Source organism: Vallitalea longa (assembly GCF_027923465.1).
GTDB classification, from domain to species: domain Bacteria; phylum Bacillota; class Clostridia; order Lachnospirales; family Vallitaleaceae; genus Vallitalea; species Vallitalea longa.
Window position 1 is genome coordinate 1 of the sequence record NZ_BRLB01000023.1, and the last position, 20,110, is coordinate 20,110.

Below are 20,110 nucleotides of genomic sequence, written 5' to 3' on the forward strand. Positions count from 1 at the left end.
CAAAAGGAGAAATATACATAGGAGGCAAAGGAGTAGCATCAGGATATAAAAAAGACAAAGAAAAAACACAAAAAGCATTCATAGACCATGATGAACTAGGAAGAATCTATAGGACAGGAGACTATGGGAAACTAAAAAGAGAAGGATATGTAGAATTCTTAGGCAGAGTTGATACTCAGGTAAAAATACAAGGACATAGAATAGAACTAGGAGAAATAGAAGCAAGGATAAAAGAAAACAGCATGGTAAAAGATGTTGCGGTAGTAGACAATAAGAACAAGTACGATAAAAAATACTTATGTGCATATGTAGTGGCAAAAGAAGGATATGAAGCAAGGAAAATAAAAAAATACATAGCAGAAACACTACCCAAATACATGATACCAAGCTACTTTGAAGAGATAGAGGAAATACCATTGACGTCAAATGGAAAGGTAAACAAGAAGAAATTACCAATGCCAAGCAATGCATATCTTACAGAAGAAGAATACATAGCTCCCAAAAATGAAGTTGAAAAGAAGCTTGCAAGAATATGGAGTGACATACTGGACATAGAAGAAGGAAAGATAAGTACAGAATCAGATTTCTTTGAAATAGGCGGTGACTCTTTAAAAGTTCAGTATATGATTAATGCCATTAAAAGAGACTTTGGATTAAAAATCAAAATAAAGGATATATTTACTGGACCAACGTTGGATAATGTATCAAGTATCATATCTACCAAGTCAAAAGAGGGTATAGCTGTTAACGTTGTAGACACCACTGATAAATTAAGTAATACCATTGAAATGGAAACAGATAGTAAGTATAGATGGTCACCAATTGTTCATTGGAAAAAGGTTCAAGGGAATATTGAAATAATGGGTAAGAAATGTTCAGAAAATGTGTCAGCCTTATTCCCAGAAATATATTTTATGACCCAGGAACCGAGTACTATACAAGAGATTATAGAACAATTCAAGCATTTGGATAGTTTATCGGTGAGAAATGGTATTGAGGAATTAATCAAAAACAGAGCATTAGTCAATACTATGATTCCTATGGAAAACCTTTTAAGCATCGTTGACAATATGTATGAAAGTCCTTATGATGAAAGCATTTTGTATGATTCACAACGATATGAGGCGTACAAAAGAGAACAGTTGAATAGAAATTACGGTTTTTCATCCAAAGTCAATGATGGGATAGGATTAGTTAGCCAAAATGATTTGCCTGATGAGCTTTCTAGAAGAAGAACATATAGAGTGTTTGACGAAGAACAGATAATAACGTTTGATGATTTTTCCTATTTGATTTCAGTATTTAGACAGAATCGTATTGAAGATAATGTTAAGTATTATTATGCAAGTGCAGGTGGGTTATATCCTATTGATATATATATCTATATAAAAGAAGGTAGAGTCCAGGGGTTCAAAAGAGGATTGTATTATTATAATGTATCAGAAAATATGTTATTTGAAGTATCTAATGATTGTAAAATTACCGTTAATGCATATGGAAGAGGGAATAAAGAAATATTCAACTCATCTGCAGTATCAATATATATGATATACAATACAGATGTAAATATGCCTAAATATGGTTCAATGGGGTACTTATATGCATGTATAGATACAGGTATAATGGTTGGTTCGTTAACACAAATTGCTGAAACTAGAGATATTGGTATATGTTCAATTGGTGCTATGAATTTTCAGTCAATCAGGGAGTATTTTAATTTGCAGGAAAATCAAGTATTCATGCACTGCATTGAATTAGGTTTGAAAAATACCAATAATCAAGTTGAAGAAAGTAACGTAAGATACTATCCTCAATCAGCAGCTCAGAAAAGATTGTATACAATCAATCAAATAGAGGAAGGAAGCTTAAGTTATAATATACCTATTGTCAAAGTCATTGAAGGGAAAGTTGATAAGTCAAAGTTAGAGAATTCATACAGAAAGTTGGTAGAAAGGCATGATATTCTAAGAACCTGTTTTGGAATAAGAAATGATGAGCTAGTTCAAAAGGTCTTTAAAGAAATAGAGTTCAATATGACCTATGAAGAACTTGAAAATGGAAGTATTGAACACAGGATTGAAGAATTTATTAAGCCTTTCAATTTAGATGAAACTCCTCTTTTAAGAGTCAAGCTGATAAAAGAAAATGAAAGCAAACATTATTTGATTATGGACATACATCATATTATTTCAGATGTGACTTCAATAAAAATCATGTTTCAGGAATTGGCTATGTTGTATAGTGGCATACAACTTGAGGAGGTTAAAAAACAATATAAAGATTACACATTGAAGCAAAACGAATTGCTTGCCAGTAAAGAGATTGAAGAACAAGAAAGATATTGGCTTAATTCTATTAGAGGTGTAGAAAAACTAAATATGCCCCTTGATTTTCAAAGACCTTCTATTCAAAGTTTTGAAGGTAATAGTATTGACTATACATTAGACCATATGCTCACAAGCAAATTAATGAAGTTGGCAAAAGATAATCAAGTTACATTGTTTATGACCCTTTTAGGAATATTTAATATTTTACTGTATAAGTATTCAGGACAGAAAGAAATACTTATAGGTTCTCCAATTTCAGGGCGTTCAAATAGTGATGAAGAAAGAAGTTTAGGAATGTTCGTGAATATCCTTGTATTCAAGAATGAGATTGAAGAAAACATAACGTTTATTGATTTCTTACAAGGGGTTAAAAAGAATGCTCTTGATGCTTATTCAAATCAGGATTATCAGTTTGAAATGTTGGTGGACAAATTAAATATCAAGAGGGATTTAAGTAGAAATCCAATATTTGATATCATGTTCATAATGAGAAATATAGATACAAAGAGTATCGGATTCAGTGATATTGATATTATTAATTATCCAGTAGAAAGTAATATATCAAAATATGATTTGACACTTTCAGCCGTTGAAGAAAATGGACAGATATTCTTAAATATGGAGTATTGCTCTAAGCTGTATCAAAAAGAGAGTATAATAAGGATGATGAATCATTTTATTGAATTAATGAACCAGATTACAGGAAATCCGGAAAGAACTGTTGAATCATTAACGTTATTGTCAGATAGTGAAAATCAATTTATTAAGAATGAAGTGAACAATACTAAGTTAAAGTACAATAATTATAAAACGGTTGTAGATTTATTTGAAGAGGTTTGTGAAAAAAACCCTTCAGCAATAGCTTTAAGATTTCAAGATGCTTTTATGACTTATGATGAGTTAAATGGTAGAATCAATCAATTGGCTAGAAAAATAATTAAGAATTATGAAGATGATGAGAGTAAAACAGTGGCTATAATAACTGAACCTTCATTTGATATGATAATAGGTATTTTTGCCATATTAAAAACAGGGGGGACCTATGTTCCAGTTGACATAAATTATCCACAAGAAAGAATTGATTATATAATCAACAATAGTGGTTCTAGTTTGATACTATGTGATAAAGATTATTGTTTAGATTATAACCCAGAAAAAAAATATATATCATTTGATATTGACCAAGGTGAAGATAGAAATAACTTGAATAAAGTATTTGGATCAAATGAGGTAGCCTATATCATTTATACATCAGGTTCAACGGGAGACCCTAAAGGTGTAATGGTCGAGCATAGAAATATAGTTAACTTTTCTCTTGCCATGGAACAAATATTTGATTTCTATCCAAACAAAAAGGTTCTGGCATTAACAACAATGTCATTTGATATTTTTGTATTAGAAACAATAGTACCGTTACTGAATGTTGGAACAGTTGTTATTGCTGAGACAAAACAAATGAGGGAACCTTATGAACTGATCAGGTTAATAGATAATTCAAAAATTGATATGTTACAATTAACACCGACTCGATTGAGAATGCTGATTGAGGATAAAGAGAACATTAGAGGACTAATTAATGTAAAAGAACTTATTATAGGCGGGGAGCAATTCCCTATAGATCTTTATGATGATATTAGTAGCATTTGTAAAAACACGAAAATATACAATGCATATGGTCCAACGGAAACAACTGTATGGTCAACTATGAAGCTAATTACGGATGCAGATACCATTAATATTGGTAAACCAATTTCAAATACTCAAGTATATATTGTTGGGGAAAATAATGACATACTGCCAGTAGGTATATATGGAGAATTATGTATTGGTGGTGATGGTGTAACAAGAGGATATATTAATAACGAAGAAAGGACTCAAGAAAAATATATCGAGCTGAACATTAATAATATAAAGGAAAGATTATATAAGACAGGTGATATTGCCAGAATTATTGGTAATAGTGAATTAGAAATCAATGGGAGAATGGATAATCAGATTAAATTAAATGGCTATAGAATTGAACTCGGTGAAATCGAAAGCAAAATTCTTGAAAACAGCAATGTCAATGAATGTGCTGTAGTAGTAAAAGATAATGAAAAAGACAACAAGCACCTTTATGCTTTTATGACATTGATTGAGGAAGAAGATCATCAATCATTTATTACTAACTTAAAAGAAGGATTACGTCAAAAAATACCATCATATTCTACACCTACATATTTCAAGATAATAGACAAAATGCCACTTACATTGAATGGTAAAATTAACAAACTTGAACTTGTAACTTATGAAACTAATATTGTTGAATCAGTGAAATATGTAGAACCCAAAACCAGTACCGAAAAAGAATTAGTAAGATTATGGAAAGAGGTTTTGGGGTGTAACCGTGATATAGGTATTGAAGATAATTTCTTTGATTTAGGTGGAAATTCATTATCAGCAATTAAATTCGTCATGAAGGCAAAAGAAAACTATACTATCAGTACTAATGATGTATTCAAGTATCAAACTGTTAAGCAATTAGCTGAGCAGATTCAATATGATAAAAATCATTTGAAGAATACTTTGAATGAGTTAAAAACTGTTCATAAAGGAAGTACTCAAAAGTTTAGGAATTCTTTTGAAGGGAAGCAGTATAGTGATGAAGAAATAAGGCAGATGACAAGAACTGAATTAGAGAATATCAAATTAGATTATAATAGGACCTATGGTAGCGTTGACTTAGATTTGCTAAAATGTTACAATAATATTCTGTTAATAGGTGCTACGGGATATGTAGGAAGTTATATTCTACATGAATTATTAGTTAATACGAATTATTATGTAACTATTTTGATAAGAGCTAAGTCAGCTAATGAAGCTAGAATCAGATTAAATCGTGTATTAGCTTTTAATTTCAACAAGTGTAAAATAAGTGATTATTCCCATCGGATAACAATAGTCAATGGAGATATATCAGAAAATAAATTAGGATTAGATTATAATGAGTATAATAAACTAATTGATGAAATTGACTGTATAATTAATTCAGCAGGCAATGTGTCTCATTATACAGATTATAATCAATCTTATCGTTCAAATGTTAGAGGGGTTATGAATTTACTTGATTTAGCCAAGGAGGGTACTATAAAAGATCTTCATCATATATCTACAATGAGTGTATCTACAGGAAAGATCAGAGATAAAAGATCCATGGTTTTTTCTGAAAACGTAGAAGTGATTGAAAATTTCAATCAGGAAAAAGAGATAAACTACATTAAGACAAAGACAATGGCTGAAAAGCTAGTAATTGATGCTCGTAAATATGGCATTAACACCAATATTTTTAGGCTGGGAAATGTTGTATTCAATTCCCAAAATGGTAGATTCCAACAAAACATCAATAACAACGCTTTTTATCTTCAGGTGAAATCATTAATTAAATTTGGTTTGTTACCGAAATTTGATACATATCCATTAGAGCTATCATATGTTGATGTCTCAAGCAAATCAATAGTAAGTCTTATAAGTAGAGAATCATTAAAGAATGAAATCTATCATATTTATAATACGAATACTATTGAACTGAGTGAAATAGCAGAATATTTAGGTGTCAGAGAAGTATCAGTAGATGATTTTATTGAGTATATTCATTCTAATATTTCTGGTAGCGATAATATGAAAGAATATATTGATGCATTTATTGCCCACTCTGGTATAACAGATAGGTATTTTAGAACTGTTTTTGTATGGGATTGTTACAAGACTGAAAGATTATTAGAAAGAATTGGTATTAGGTGGGTTAAGCCAAATAAAGAGAAGATTGATAGTATGGTAGAATATGGAAAACAAATAGGCTTTTGGTAAGAGTGTAGATTGAAATTAAGGACACTAATATATTTTATATCTTGTGTTACATTAATTATCAGTAGAAATGAGGTGCTATAGGTAATGAATGAATTAAATATCAAATACAACAGAATAGTAGAGACATTTCTTGACAAGATAAAAAAAGATAAAGAAATCATAGGGGTTATTTCTTACGGAAGTATAGTTAATGGTAATCTATGGGAAGACTCGGATATTGATATTTGGTTGATTTCCAAAGAAAACAACAAAAACATATACAAGCAGTTCTCTCTCATAGAAGAGGATATAGACTTTCAAGTTGAGTTATACAGTAGGAAATATTTTATTGAGTTAGCTCAGAGTCCACAGAACTATAGTATATTTAAGTCAATATTGAATCATAGTAAGTTACTTTATTGCACGGATAATATGATAAAGAATTTATATTCAGATATGGAAACACCTGGAACTATAGAGCAAGAAGGAAACTTGTTAAGATACGGTGTTTATTCAGTTACAAGTATTAAGAAGGTCAAGAAGACCTTGAATCAATCAGAAGATATTGTAAAGATATTTAACATGTATCTGAAATTAATAAAGAATTTATCATGTATAGAAATAGCTTTACATAACCAATATCAGAGTAAATTAGTGGAAGTTCAGGCACTTAAATTAAATCCTGTTTTTTGGGAAGAGATATATGTCGATTTACTGAAACGCCCCCTTACTTACCAGATGATTGGAAATTCGGTAGAAGAATGTACGAGATATTTAGTAGAAAAAACAGCATTAATCTTTGCTCCTATAATAAATTGGCTTGAAACAGAGGGCGAAGTAAGAGGAACTTCAGAGGTCAATGAATATATTGTAAGAAAATATTCTTTCAATAATGAAGGAAATGAATTGACGGATGCATATAATTGGTTAACTGAAAAGAATATATTAATTAAAACTAGTGAATCAATCAAAATTGTAGATAAAAGCAAGTATTTCTATGAAGAAGCAGCATATGCGTATAATTATGATTGTTAGGACTATTATAATGGTTACCATTTGGTTATGAACACAATAGAAAGGATGTTGGAAATATATGGAGAAGAGCATAAGCATAAAGAATGCAAGAGAAAATAATCTAAAAAATGTCAGCGTAGAAATACCGAGAGATAGCTTTGTTGTCATTACTGGTGTAAGTGGATCGGGAAAAACATCTCTTGCGTATAATGTATTATATGGTGAAGCACAAAGGAGATTTCTGCAATCATTATCTTCTGCTTCAAAAACAGGAATGATAAATATGCCTAAACCTGATGTGGATATGGTAAACGGCTTATCTCCAGTAATATCAATACCTCAAAAAAGAAGTATTACGAATCCAAGATCTTCTGTTGCGACTTTAACTGATTTATCAAGTTATGTAAGAATGTTATATTCTGTCCTAGGACAAGCCCATTGTCCAGTGTGTAATAGTGTGATTAACAGTTATTCAATTAACCAAATGGTCGATCATTTAATGAATTTACCAGAAGGTACGATATTGCAAATATTTGCACCAGTAAACAAAATATATGATGAAGACTATGATTATTTGTTGACGGATTTACGTAATAAAGGTTTTAGAAAAGTATTGGTTAATGGAATTCTATATAACATGAAGGATAATATCCAATTAAATGAAGAGGAACGATACTCAATTTATGTTGCAGTAGATGAGGTTAGCATCCTGAAAGATAACTATGAAATATTAGTTGCTTCAATAAATCGTGCATTGGATATTGGAGAGAACTTAGTGAAGTTTAATGTTCTTGGAGATGATATACCTGATGAAAATATCAGAAAAATGATAAATGACTTAATGGGTTGTGAACATAATATTGTTGCAGGCAGATACATGCCTAAGGATTTTTCAGCCAATGATTTAAGTGGTGCATGCCCAACATGCCAAGGATTAGGGACTTATAAAGTAACAGAACCCAGATTATTGATAAAAGATAGTAAAAAGAGTATGAAACAGAATCCATTCTATATCTCCCAATTTTTATTGACAGATAGAAATGGTGCAGCTAGATTGTATAGCCTCGCAAATCATTATGGTTTTGATATAGATACACCTTATGAAGAGTTAAGTGAAAACATTAAAGATGTTCTAATGTATGGAACAAAAGGTGAGAGGTATGAATTATTGAGACCTAATGGTGAACGCTATGATGAGAATAAGAGAAGATTCGTAAGTTATGAAGGTCTAGTCAATTATGTGAACAGATTTTACAAAAAAAGTGTGTTGGAGGGTTCAACAAGTAAACAAAATGAAAGGTTGTTTGTTGATAGACTTTGTCCAGATTGCAAAGGTAAAAAAATCAAACGAAGCAGATTGTTAGTGAAAATTGATAATGTTGATATTTATACTTTTGGTTGTTTGAATATAACAGAGTTAAAGAACTTTCTTCAAAATATGTATATACCTGAATCAAAAAAAGGTTCTGTCCAACAGCTGTTAGCTGAATTAAGTCTAAAACTTAATGCGTTAATTGAAATTGGGCTTGAATACTTAAATTTAGGTAGGAGTGCTAATTCACTGTCTGGAGGAGAAACTCAAAGAATCAGACTTTCAACGCAAATTGGGTTAGACCTGATGGGAATGATATATATCCTTGATGAGCCAAGTATAGGTCTTCATGCAAGAGACACATATAGGATAATTGGAGCCTTAAAGAGATTAAAGGAAGCAGGTAATACTGTCATTGTTGTAGAACATGATATGGATATCATTAAAACGGCTGATTACATTATTGAGATTGGACCTGGAGCTGGAATTCACGGGGGCGAAATTGTTGCTACAGGAAATATCCATGAGATTCAACAAGGAAATAGCCTACTAGGTAAATACTTAAATGATATTAAAGGTATAAGGTTGCCTAAGAAGAGAAGACAAGGATCTGGAAAGTCTATTATAATAAAAGGAGCTAAGGAAAATAATCTAAAAGATATTAATGTGAACATACCCCTTCATACGTTGATTTGTGTTACAGGAGTTTCAGGTTCAGGAAAGAGCAGTATTGTCAATGAAGTGCTCTACAAAGCAATTATATCTAAAACACATGATACAAGAGTTTTGCCAGGTTGCTATGACAGCATAGAAGGAATAGAGAATATTAGTGATATAAGAAATATTGACCAAACACCAATAGGTAGGAGTTCTAGGTCTAATGTAGCTACTTACTTGGGTATTTATGATAGCATACGTAACCTATATGCGAATACAGAAGAGGCCAAAAGTAAGGGATACAATAACACATATTTCAGTTTTAATACTACTGAGGGTAGATGTGAAAACTGTAATGGTGAAGGAAGGATAGTGATGGAATTACAGTTTGTACAAGACATCACTACAGTTTGCCCAGTATGTAAAGGGCAGCGTTATAAGAGTGAGATATTATCTGTCAAATATAGTGGGAAAAATATTGCAGAGGTACTTGATTTAACAGTAGAAGAGGCATTGGGATTTTTTAAAGACGTGAATGGAATCTATAGAAAAATCAAAGTATTAAATAAACTTGGACTAGGCTATCTGAAGTTAGGACAAAGCTCAAGCTCTTTGTCAGGGGGAGAAGCTCAAAGGATAAAACTAGGAAAAGAACTAGGTAAATTGAAGAAGAAAAAGGATAACCTCTATTTATTGGATGAACCAACAACAGGACTGCATTTAGATGATATCGAAAAACTTATATTGGCTTTAGATGAGTTAGTAAATCAGGGTAATACTGTTTTAGTTATTGAGCATAATTTGGATTTAATTAAGGTAGCTGATTATATCATTGACTTAGGACCTGGTGCTGGAGAAAAAGGAGGCAAATTAGTAGCTGAAGGAAGTCCAGAAGAGATAATAGAAAATAATGATTCATATACAAGTAAGTACTTAAAAGAGTATTTACTATGATGAATTGTGAAAGTATCGTACATCAAAGTTGTACCCAACAATAAAAGGAAAGGAAAAGTATGATAATACGTTTGTTCATATCATACATGCAGATCATGATATTATTTAGTATACCTTATGCAGGAGGTTCAGCAACAATATATTATAAATGGAAGCAATATCTTCATTCATCAATTGAATTGAAGCCAGTAGAGTTAAAAGGTAGAGGTAAAAGATTTGACGAAGAACTATATTATACTTTTGACGAAGCAGTAAATGATATCTTGTTTAACATCAAAGATATGATATCAGATAGTAGTTGTGATTATGCTATATATGGTCATAGTATGGGGAGTATTCTAGCATATGAACTTTACTATAGAATTTGTGAGATGGAAATTAAAAAGCCTAGACATTTGTTTTTTTCTGGATATCAGGCTCCCGATATAGTAGAGAAAAAAGAGGATATTCATGGATTAGCAGATGATGAATTTATAGAGAAGCTTATTGAAATGGGAGGGATGGAAGAAGAAGTAATAAGTAATAAAGAACTTATTTCAACATATCTTCCTATAATCAGAAATGACTTTAAGATCATAGAAGCTTATAAATATAAAGAAAAAAAAGAAAAAATCGGATGTGACATTTCAATATTGTATGGGAAAGAAGATGATATTACTTTGGAGGAATTATTACAATGGAAAAATCATTCCACTGGTAAATTTAGAATGTATGATTTTGATGGTGATCATTTTTTTATCAATAATCATATAGAGGATATTACAACAATCATAAATAAAGAATTAGTATATAGGTAAGTGTAAACCCTAAATCGCATAGAAATTTCTAAGTAATATATTTGAAAAGGGAATGATTTAGCCAGTGTATATTTGTCTCTCATTACATTTAGCTTTTAAAATATAATTAATAGTATTTTAAATTCAATAATATAGTTATTAAGGATTTAGATGATTAAATTAAAAGTTAAGTAGAGCAATAGAGGATTTCGGAGGAAAATATATATGAGTAATTTAACAGACAATAAAGTTATAGATCTTGGTGGGCTAAGAATAGGTGATGATAAACATCCAATATTTATAGCTGGACCTTGTTCAGTAGAATCAGAAGAACATATACTAAAAGCTGCTTTTTTTCTGAAAAAATTAGGCGTCCATGTGCTGAGAGGAGGTTGTTTCAAACCAAGAACCAGTCCTTATGATTTTCAGGGGTTAGGATTAGAAGGTATTAAATATTTGAAACAAGCTGGGGAAAAAGCAAAGCTACCTATTATAACAGAAGTTATGGAAGAAAAATACATAGATGTTGTAAGTGAATGCACAGATATCATTCAAATTGGCTCCAGAAATATGTATAATTATCCTTTACTTAAAGCTTTAGGGCACACCAAAAATCCCATTATGTTGAAAAGAGGATTAAGTGCAACAGTGAAAGAATGGATAATGGCGGCAGAATATATAGCAATGGGAGGGAATGATAAGATTATCATGTGTGAGAGAGGCATAAGAACATTTAATGATTATACTAGAAATACCTTGGATTTAGCTGCTGTAAGTATAATAAAAAGAGAAACAGGCCGTCCTGTCATAGTGGATCCTAGTCATGGGACAGGCCGAAGAGAACTTGTAGGACCTATGTCAAAAGCTGCTTTAGCATGTGGAGCTAGCGGGTTAATGATTGAAGTACATGAAGAACCTGCTCATGCACTTAGTGATGGCAATCAATCTCTGGATTTTCCACAGTTTGAAAAACTTATAATGGAGTTAAGATCTATAGTAAATGAGCCAAAAGCAATGTAAATAAAGATTTTATTTAGAGGAAAACAGAAAGATTAATCGTTAGAAAGTGTTTAAGAAAATATTGATAGCAGCTGTAGCCAGTGTATGATAATAATATGTTTATTATCATATACACTGGCTAGATTTTTGTTCATGTGAACTAAAAACTATATGGAATATAAGAATTTATCTATATAAGTTAATAGCAGAATTGGATTTTCAATGTATAAATTATATTCATACTAACTCAATGCAAAAATTCTAATAATTTAATATCAGGAATAATATGTTAATTCAAGTTTTAACTCATTATTATATCTTGACTATATATAGAATTAATAATAAAATTACATGTATAATATATATTATTAGTGTTTGATTCTACACGTACATATTATTAAATATTTCAAATTGAGCATGTGTTGTTAAAAATTAAAAGATTTGGTAAACATTACAAATCCTGAATGTAAGGGGGTTGTTACAACGGAGTTACTAAAAAATGCTGTTACGGGAGTAAATATTATACCTACAGCTTTATTAGGACTGATATTATTGTATTGGATTACAGTTATTATTGGTGCCTTCGATTTTGATTTTTTAGATATTGACATGGACATAGGTGCTGATAATTCAGGTCCATTCTATGCAATCTTAGCTTTCTTAAATGTAGGAGAATTACCTTTTATGTTAATACTTAGCATATTCATACTAAATTTTTGGATTTTATCAATGTTAATGTATTATTTACCCTTCGTTGCTGTAGGAGGTCTGTTAAATGGAATATTATTGATACCTGCCATGATAATTAGTATATTCATAACTAAATACGAAACCATTCCACTAAAAGGTATATTCAAGTATAGTAATATGCAAGATAACAGAAACGATCAAGTAACCACACAACTGTGCATATTGATGTGCGATGTTAAAGATGGACGTCTAGGTCAAGCAAAAATTAAAAGAGATGGTGCTTCAATAGTAATTAATGTCAAATCCGAGTATGATGAAGAAACATTTAATAAGGATGAGACTGCATTCGTCAACAGAAAAGACACACATAAAGATATATATTACATTGTCAAGTTAGATATATAAATAATAAAATCTACATATTCTATTAAAAGAAATTCAGTTCCAACAATAAAATTATCTCAGTAAAAATAAGGAGTGTTAAAATGGAATATTATTCAGTTCAAATTATATTAGTTACTATCGGAGTAGTAGTAATTGTTGTTGGTGGATTACTTGCACTTTTTTCAAGATTCTATCACAAGGTAGAGCAAGGAAAAGTTATAGTAAGAAATGGTGTTGGTGGTCCAATAGTATGTTTTGGTGGTATTTTTGTTGTGCCAATAGTCCATAGATATGAAATAATGGATATCGCAGTTAAAAGAGTAGAAATAGCCAGAGAAGGAAAAGATGGTTTGATTTGTAAAGACAATCTAAGAGCTGATATAAGAGTTGCCTTTTTTGTAAGAGTAAATCAAACACGAGAAGATGTATTGAAAGTTGCTCAATTATTAGGTTGCCAAAAAGCATCTGATCCTACCACTTTGATGGAATTTTTTGATGCCAAGTTCTCAGAAGCCCTAAAAACAGTTGGTAAAAAATTTGATTTTGTTCAATTATATACTGAAAGAGAAACATTCAAAAATGAAATACTCCAAATTATTGGGACAGATTTAAATGGTTATGTTATGGATGATGCTGCAATTGATTACTTAGAACAAACTGATGTTGGTCTATTGAATGTTAATAATATCTTGGATTCAGAGGGTATCAAGAAAATAACTGAACTTACAGCAGAACAAAGAATCTTAGCTAATCAAATAGAAAGAGATAAACAGAAAACTATAAAACAACAGGATGTATCTGCAAGAGAAGCGATACTAGAACTTGAAAAACAAAATGCAGAAGCAGAAGCTAAACAAAAAAGAGAAATAGCGATCATTAATTCTAGAGAGATAGCAGAAGCAGAAAAAGTAGCTCAAGAAGAGAGATTCAAGTCAGAAATGGCTAGAGTCAAAACCGAAGAAGAGATAGAAGTTGCTGAACAAAATAAAGCAAGACAAGTTATTGTTGCTATGAAAGCAAAAGAAAGTACAGATGCCGTTGAAACTGAAAGAGTAGATAGAAAAAGATTACTAGAAAGAACAGAAAAAGAAAAGTTAGTTGAACTTGCAACTATAGAAAAAGAAAAAGAGGTAGAAGTTCAGAAAAAGGACATACAGTCAGTTATAAGAGAAAGAGTATCTGTTGAGAAAGATACTGTTGTTGAGGAAGAGAAGATAAAAGATACACGTGCTATAGCTGAAGCAGATCGTAATAAAACAGTAGCTATCAAAAAAGCAGAACAAGAATCAGAAAAGGATCTTATAATAAAAGTTAAGACAGCAGAAGCTTCAAAACAAGCTGCTGAGAGAACAGCAGAAAAAACAATCATTGATGCTGATGCAAAACTTAAAGCATCTCAAAAAGAGGCAGAGTCCATAAAAGTAATTGTTGATGCTAAGGTACTTCAGGAATCTACTGGTGGTATAGCTGAAGCAAAAGTTATTGAAGCGAAAGCTTTAGCAGAAGCGAAAGGTGAAACTGCTAAGATTGACGTAAAAGAAAAAGAAGGAAATGTTGAAGCAGATATCTTGAAGAAAAAATATTTGGCTGAAGCAGAAGGTATTAAAGAAAAAGCAACTAGCATGAAAGCATTAGATGAAGTAGGAAAAGAACATGAAGAGTTCAAACTCAAATTAGAAAAAGAAAAAGAAATTGCACTTGCAGATATCAATATCCAAAAAGATATAGCGAGTTCTCAAGCGGCTGTTATTACAGAAGCTCTTAAATCAGCTAAAATTGATATTGTTGGTGGAGAAACTATGTTCTTCGATAAGATTATCGGTTCTATTACAAGAGGTAAATCTTATGACCGTTTAGTTGATAATAGTGAGGTACTTAGTGATATAAAAGAAACATTCATAACAGGAGATCCAGATTACTTTAAGAAACAATTACAAGATTTAACAGGTAGATTTAACTTAACATCTGAGGATTTAAAGAATCTATCAATAGCTGGAGCTGTTAATAAAATGATGAATAATGCCAACGGTGCAGATAAAACAATGTTAGGCAAACTATTAGATACTGTAAATAAGGCAGGAGTTGCTGACTTACCAGCAAAAATGATAGAGACTACACGTAAATGAGGTAGATGATATTGGATGTTAAAGATAATAAAGATATAAAAACTAAAAATAGTAATAACGATATGGAAAATGGTACATATGAAGTTATTAAGAACAGGCTTATCAAACAAGGAACTGATTTGCAAGAACGTGTTCACAAACTAAATTCCATTAGAAAAGAAGTTTTTGGTTCTATTGAAACTAAACTTCTTGGAAGTGAGCGTATTATAACTGAGAATAATTGTATACCAAGAGATATGGCACCAGTGGATGACTATTTTATCTTTGGTTACAATGTTCATATAGGTTTAAAATCCAAGGTTGAACTTAGCGATGTATTTTCTATTTATCAATATAAAGACCGTACATTCCAGAAGCAGACTCTTGATTTAATAGTTAATGACCAGTTCCTGAGAGATTTTGATGAACTCTACAAGTATTATAAGAATACATTTTTTGCTAAGTTTACTATAATAGAACCTTACTTCTATATGATTTTTCAGACCGGTAAAAATGCTACAGATATCAAAGTATTCAAATGGCTGATAGAAGATGGCAAGTTAACATATGTAGATTGTAGAAGTGACCATGAAGTTAGGTTTGTAGGTAAAAACGATTTTAAGTTTATTAAGGCCACCAGAGATGACCAAAGAACAGGTATACATCCACATGTCTCCATTCTTGATAAAGTCTTTGTTGAAACTATAGATGGAGACTTGACAATAAAAGTAGAAGATAATACAGAAACAGGTAAAGGGATATATTCAGAAGATGTTGAGGATAAGGACCAGAATCTTGATGATGCTGAAATATTTTATGCTAATCTAGATCAGATAATAGTACTTAAGATTAAGCCATACAAGGAGAATGATTATAGGTACTTCATATTCAACAATAAGTTGAAAAATGTTGTAAGAATCGATTCCATCAAAGATACATGCATGCTCCTTCCTGGGAATCATGGACTTATATTTCCTCAGGGTTATTATCTACAGAACGGTGAATATAAAGTATTTGATGTACCAGCTGACAATTTAGTTTTTGACCAGATGATCAGTTCATCCAATGGAGAAGATTATCAGTATATCTTCTATAACATTGATAGTGGTATATATTTAGTATATTCATATAACATAATTGAGCAGACAATAGATACACCGATTGTTTGTAGCGGATACTCACATTTTAATAATGGTGAGATGATAGTCTTCAAAAACGAAGATGAGCCAAGAAAAAATCATATGATACAGATATGGCAAACACCTTATGTTGGTAAAAATTACGTAGCTGAGAGTAAAAATGATTCTATCTTATTCAATATAGGTAATAAAGATATCGTTAACTGTATGGCTGAATGTAAGATAGTATATAAACTTATTCAAAAAGGTGAGAGTTATCAGAGTATATATTTTGATATAGTAAAAGAATCGGAACAAATAATAGATTCTTATTTCTGGCTTGATAAAGAAGAGGTATATAACTTAAAAGAAGTACTTATATCTATAAAAGAGACATCAACTTTTGCTATTGGTGAATTCGAAAAAGTAGTGAGAATCAAAAAGTCTACGAAAAAGCAAATAAGTAATGTTGCAGATGAATCAGAAGGACTTCTCAAAAAACTTGAATATGGTACATTTGATAGTATTGATGAATATGTGAAGGTATTAGCTGATATACGAAATCTTCGTGGTAAGATTGTTTCGCTAAGGGACTTGAGATATACAGATATACCATTTGTTGATGCATTAGATGTAAAGGTTAGAGAAAAGAATGAAGAGTTCTCTAAAAAGTGTGTAGAGTTCATAATTCAACCTGAAGGTCTTAAACCTTATGCTGATAAAGTAAGAGAATTACAAGATGGTGTTGACAAGGTCAATAAGTCAAAAGAAGGAAAAGAACTCTCCAAAAAAATAGATGGAACATGTACGGAACTGGAACTTTTGATAGATATCGTAAGTAATTTTAAGATTGAAGATCCTACAATGACTACAGAAATTATTGACAAAATATCATCGTTGTTTTCACTAATAAACAATGCTAAGGCAAGATTAAAAACTAGGGTGGAGCAATTTACTAAAAGTGAAATGACTACTCAGTTTAATTCACAAATGAAATTACTTAGTCAAGCTGTAGTTAATTATCTAGATGTTTCTGATACAGTAGAAAAATGCGATCAATATCTCAATAAAGTTATGGTCCAGATACAAGAATTAGAAGGTAAATTTGCTGAATTTGATGACTATATAGATAAGCTGGGAGAAAAACGAGAAGAATTATATACTGCTTTCGAGAGTAAGAAGCAGGCATTGATAGATAAGTTGAATAAACGTATCCTCGGATTAGTTAACTCTTCAGAGCGTATCATAAAGGGAATAACTAACAGACTTAATGGTTATGATTCAGTTGAAAAAATTAATGGATATCTTGCAACTGACATTATGGCTGAGAAAGTTAGAGATATCATTTCTCAGTTAAGAGAATTAGGAGACAATGTCAAGGCTGATGAAATTAGTTCAAGATTGAAAAAGCTAAAAGAAGATGCTATTCGTCAATTAAAAGATAAAGAAGAACTCTATGTTAATGGTGAAAATGTCATTAAATTAGGTAGACATCAGTTTTCAGTCAACACGAAAGCGATTGATTTATCTATTGTGCAAAAAGATGATGAATTATATTATCATATAACTGGTACGGATTTCTGGGATAAAGTAGTTCATGAAGATATTAGCAAATATGAACATGTATTTTCACAGAGTATTGTATCAGAAAGTAGAGATGTATATAGAGGCGAATACCTTGCTTATTTGGTATTTAATGCAGCAAATACCAAACAGTATGAAAGTTTGGATGCTCTATATTCTAAGTCTGAAATTCAGTTGGTGGAAATTGTTCAAAAGTATATGGAACCAAGATATCAAGAAGGCTATACTAAAGGGGTACATGATAGCGATGCAGCTAAGATATTAAAAGCATTACTTGAACTTAATCAGAATATAGATTTATTGATATATAGTAGTAGGGTTAGGGCATTAGCTAGATTATTCTGGAATCGATTGATTGATGCTGATACGAAAAAATTATTGACTTCCAGGTTGAGTGAATTGGCTAAGGTCAGTGAATACTTTAATACAGCACCTAATTTGGAGAATTATATACCTTATATAGTAGAAAAACTTGAAAACACCTATAAAGATATTGCTTTATTTGATAACAAGAATATTCCTGATGCAGCAGAATATCTATGTAAAGAAATTATGAAAAATAAAGATTTCGTTGTCAGTAGAGAAGCTAAAAAGATGTACGATGGTTTTATTAGCTATTTGAGAGATAAAAATGCTCTTGAAATTTTTGAACTATCTATTAAAAATAGCAAAAATGACATTGAAGGCCTTTTCTATCTGATTAAAGAATGGGTTAATGCTTATGGAATAGGAACTAATGTTTTTGATGGTTTAGAGGAGGATGAACTAGTAGGTTTACTTGATGAGGTAATTGTCTTGTTAATGGAGAATGACAGAAACTTAGGCAGAGTCATTAATGTGGATTCTAAGATAACTATAACTGAATTAGTTGGTAGCCATTATATGATTAATGAAGGAACTTACAAATTAGACTATACCAAGTTCATGGATAAATTGAATTACTATAGCGAAGTTACAGTTAATGACTATATCAAATTTCAAGATATTAAGAAAGAACTTATCAAGGAGTTCAAAAAAGAACTTAATCTTGATGAATTCAAACCAAAAGTTCTTTCATCATTTGTTAGGAATAAGCTTATTGACAAAGTATATTTACCTCTTATCGGAGATAATCTTGCTAAACAGATTGGTGTTATTGGAGAAAATAAGAGGACTGACTTGATGGGAATGCTATTGTTAGTTTCTCCACCAGGCTATGGTAAAACTACTTTAATGGAGTATATAGCAAGTAGACTTGGTATTATACTCGTTAAAGTTAATGGCCCTTCTCTTGGTAACGATGTAACATCATTAGATCCAGGAAAAGCGAGTAATACTAGTGCCAGAGATGAACTTAGAAAACTTAATCTTGCACTTAAGATGGGAAATAACGTCATGATATATGTTGATGATATACAGCACTGTAATCCAGAATTCTTACAGAAATTCATTTCTTTATGTGATGGACAGAGGAAGATCGAGGGAGTATATAATGGTGTCGGTCAAACATATGATCTAAGAGGTAAGAAAGTAGCTGTAGTAATGGCTGGTAATCCTTATACTGAGAGTGGTGAAAAATTCAAGATCCCTGATATGCTTTCCAACAGAGCAGACGTATATAATCTTGGAGATATGCTTAGGGAAAATGAAGAAGCCTTCAAGCTAAGTTATATTGAAAATAGCTTAACTTCTAATCCAGTGCTTAGTAAGCTCGCAAGTAGGAGTCAGAAGGATATATATGGTCTTATTGAAATGGCTAATGGAGCTGAAAGAGAAAATGTTAACCTTGAAAACAATTATTCAATAGATGAACTTAATGAGTATACCAGTGTCATAGAAAAACTATTTAGAGTAAGAGATGTAGTTCTAAAAGTGAACATGGAGTATATTTATTCTGCAGCTATGGCTGATGAATATAGAAATGAACCACCTTTCAAACTTCAAGGTTCTTATAGGAACATGAATAAAATAGCGGAAAAGATAGTTCCTATAATGAACGATGAAGAATTGAATCATCAAATACTAGCAAGTTATGAAAATGATTCCCAGACTCTAACATCTGATGCGGAATCTAATATGCTTAAGTGGAAAGAAATTGCTGGTTGCTTAAGTAGTGAAGAACAGAAACGGCTTGATGAAATCAAATCCATATTCATCAAGAACAAGATGATAAAAGGTGATGACAAGTTAGGTCAAGCTGTAAGCGTTTTAAGTAATCTTACTGACAACATAGAAATGATCAAAGATATTCTATCTAGAAAGAATAAATAGCTTAATTTAGTGTATTGGAATATTAAATTTGCTCAAAAATCATATAAATTAATATATAAAAACTCCAACTATTTAGAGTAAAATAAGTTGGAGTTTTTTACATTCTATAAGTTAC

Annotated in this window: 8 protein-coding genes; all 8 read left to right on the top strand. The window is 31.1% G+C overall.

The window, feature by feature from the left end; all coding sequences use genetic code 11:
- Nucleotides 1–6,173, top strand: a 6,173-nt coding sequence (locus tag QMG30_RS22125) for a non-ribosomal peptide synthetase (RefSeq protein WP_281819226.1), incomplete at its 5' end; no start/stop codon positions are given.
- Nucleotides 6,174–6,257: 84 nt separating this feature from the next.
- Nucleotides 6,258–7,187, top strand: coding sequence for a nucleotidyltransferase domain-containing protein (locus QMG30_RS22130; RefSeq protein ID WP_281819227.1), 930 nt, complete (start codon nucleotides 6,258–6,260; stop codon nucleotides 7,185–7,187).
- A gap of 58 nt (nucleotides 7,188–7,245) precedes the next feature.
- Nucleotides 7,246–10,089, top strand: a complete 2,844-nt coding sequence (gene uvrA / locus QMG30_RS22135; protein WP_281819229.1) for an excinuclease ABC subunit UvrA — start codon at nucleotides 7,246–7,248, stop codon at nucleotides 10,087–10,089.
- A 59-nt stretch (nucleotides 10,090–10,148) separates the two neighbouring features.
- A complete protein-coding gene (locus tag QMG30_RS22140) occupies nucleotides 10,149–10,886 on the top strand; it encodes a thioesterase II family protein (RefSeq protein WP_281819231.1) in 738 nt (245 codons plus the stop codon).
- A 204-nt stretch (nucleotides 10,887–11,090) separates the two neighbouring features.
- Entirely contained in the window at nucleotides 11,091–11,885 is a 795-nt protein-coding gene (gene aroF / locus QMG30_RS22145; RefSeq protein WP_281819232.1) for a 3-deoxy-7-phosphoheptulonate synthase, read from the top strand.
- 420 nt (nucleotides 11,886–12,305) lie between these two features.
- On the top strand, nucleotides 12,306–12,959 hold the full coding sequence (locus tag QMG30_RS22150; protein WP_281819233.1) for an OB-fold-containig protein: 654 nt from the start codon (nucleotides 12,306–12,308) through the stop codon (nucleotides 12,957–12,959).
- A gap of 80 nt (nucleotides 12,960–13,039) precedes the next feature.
- Nucleotides 13,040–15,064, top strand: coding sequence for a flotillin family protein (locus tag QMG30_RS22155; RefSeq protein ID WP_281819234.1), 2,025 nt, complete (start codon nucleotides 13,040–13,042; stop codon nucleotides 15,062–15,064).
- An 11-nt stretch (nucleotides 15,065–15,075) separates the two neighbouring features.
- A complete protein-coding gene (locus QMG30_RS22160; protein WP_281819235.1) occupies nucleotides 15,076–19,995 on the top strand; it encodes a DNA repair ATPase in 4,920 nt (1,639 codons plus the stop codon).
- Nucleotides 19,996–20,110 lie beyond the last annotated feature (115 nt).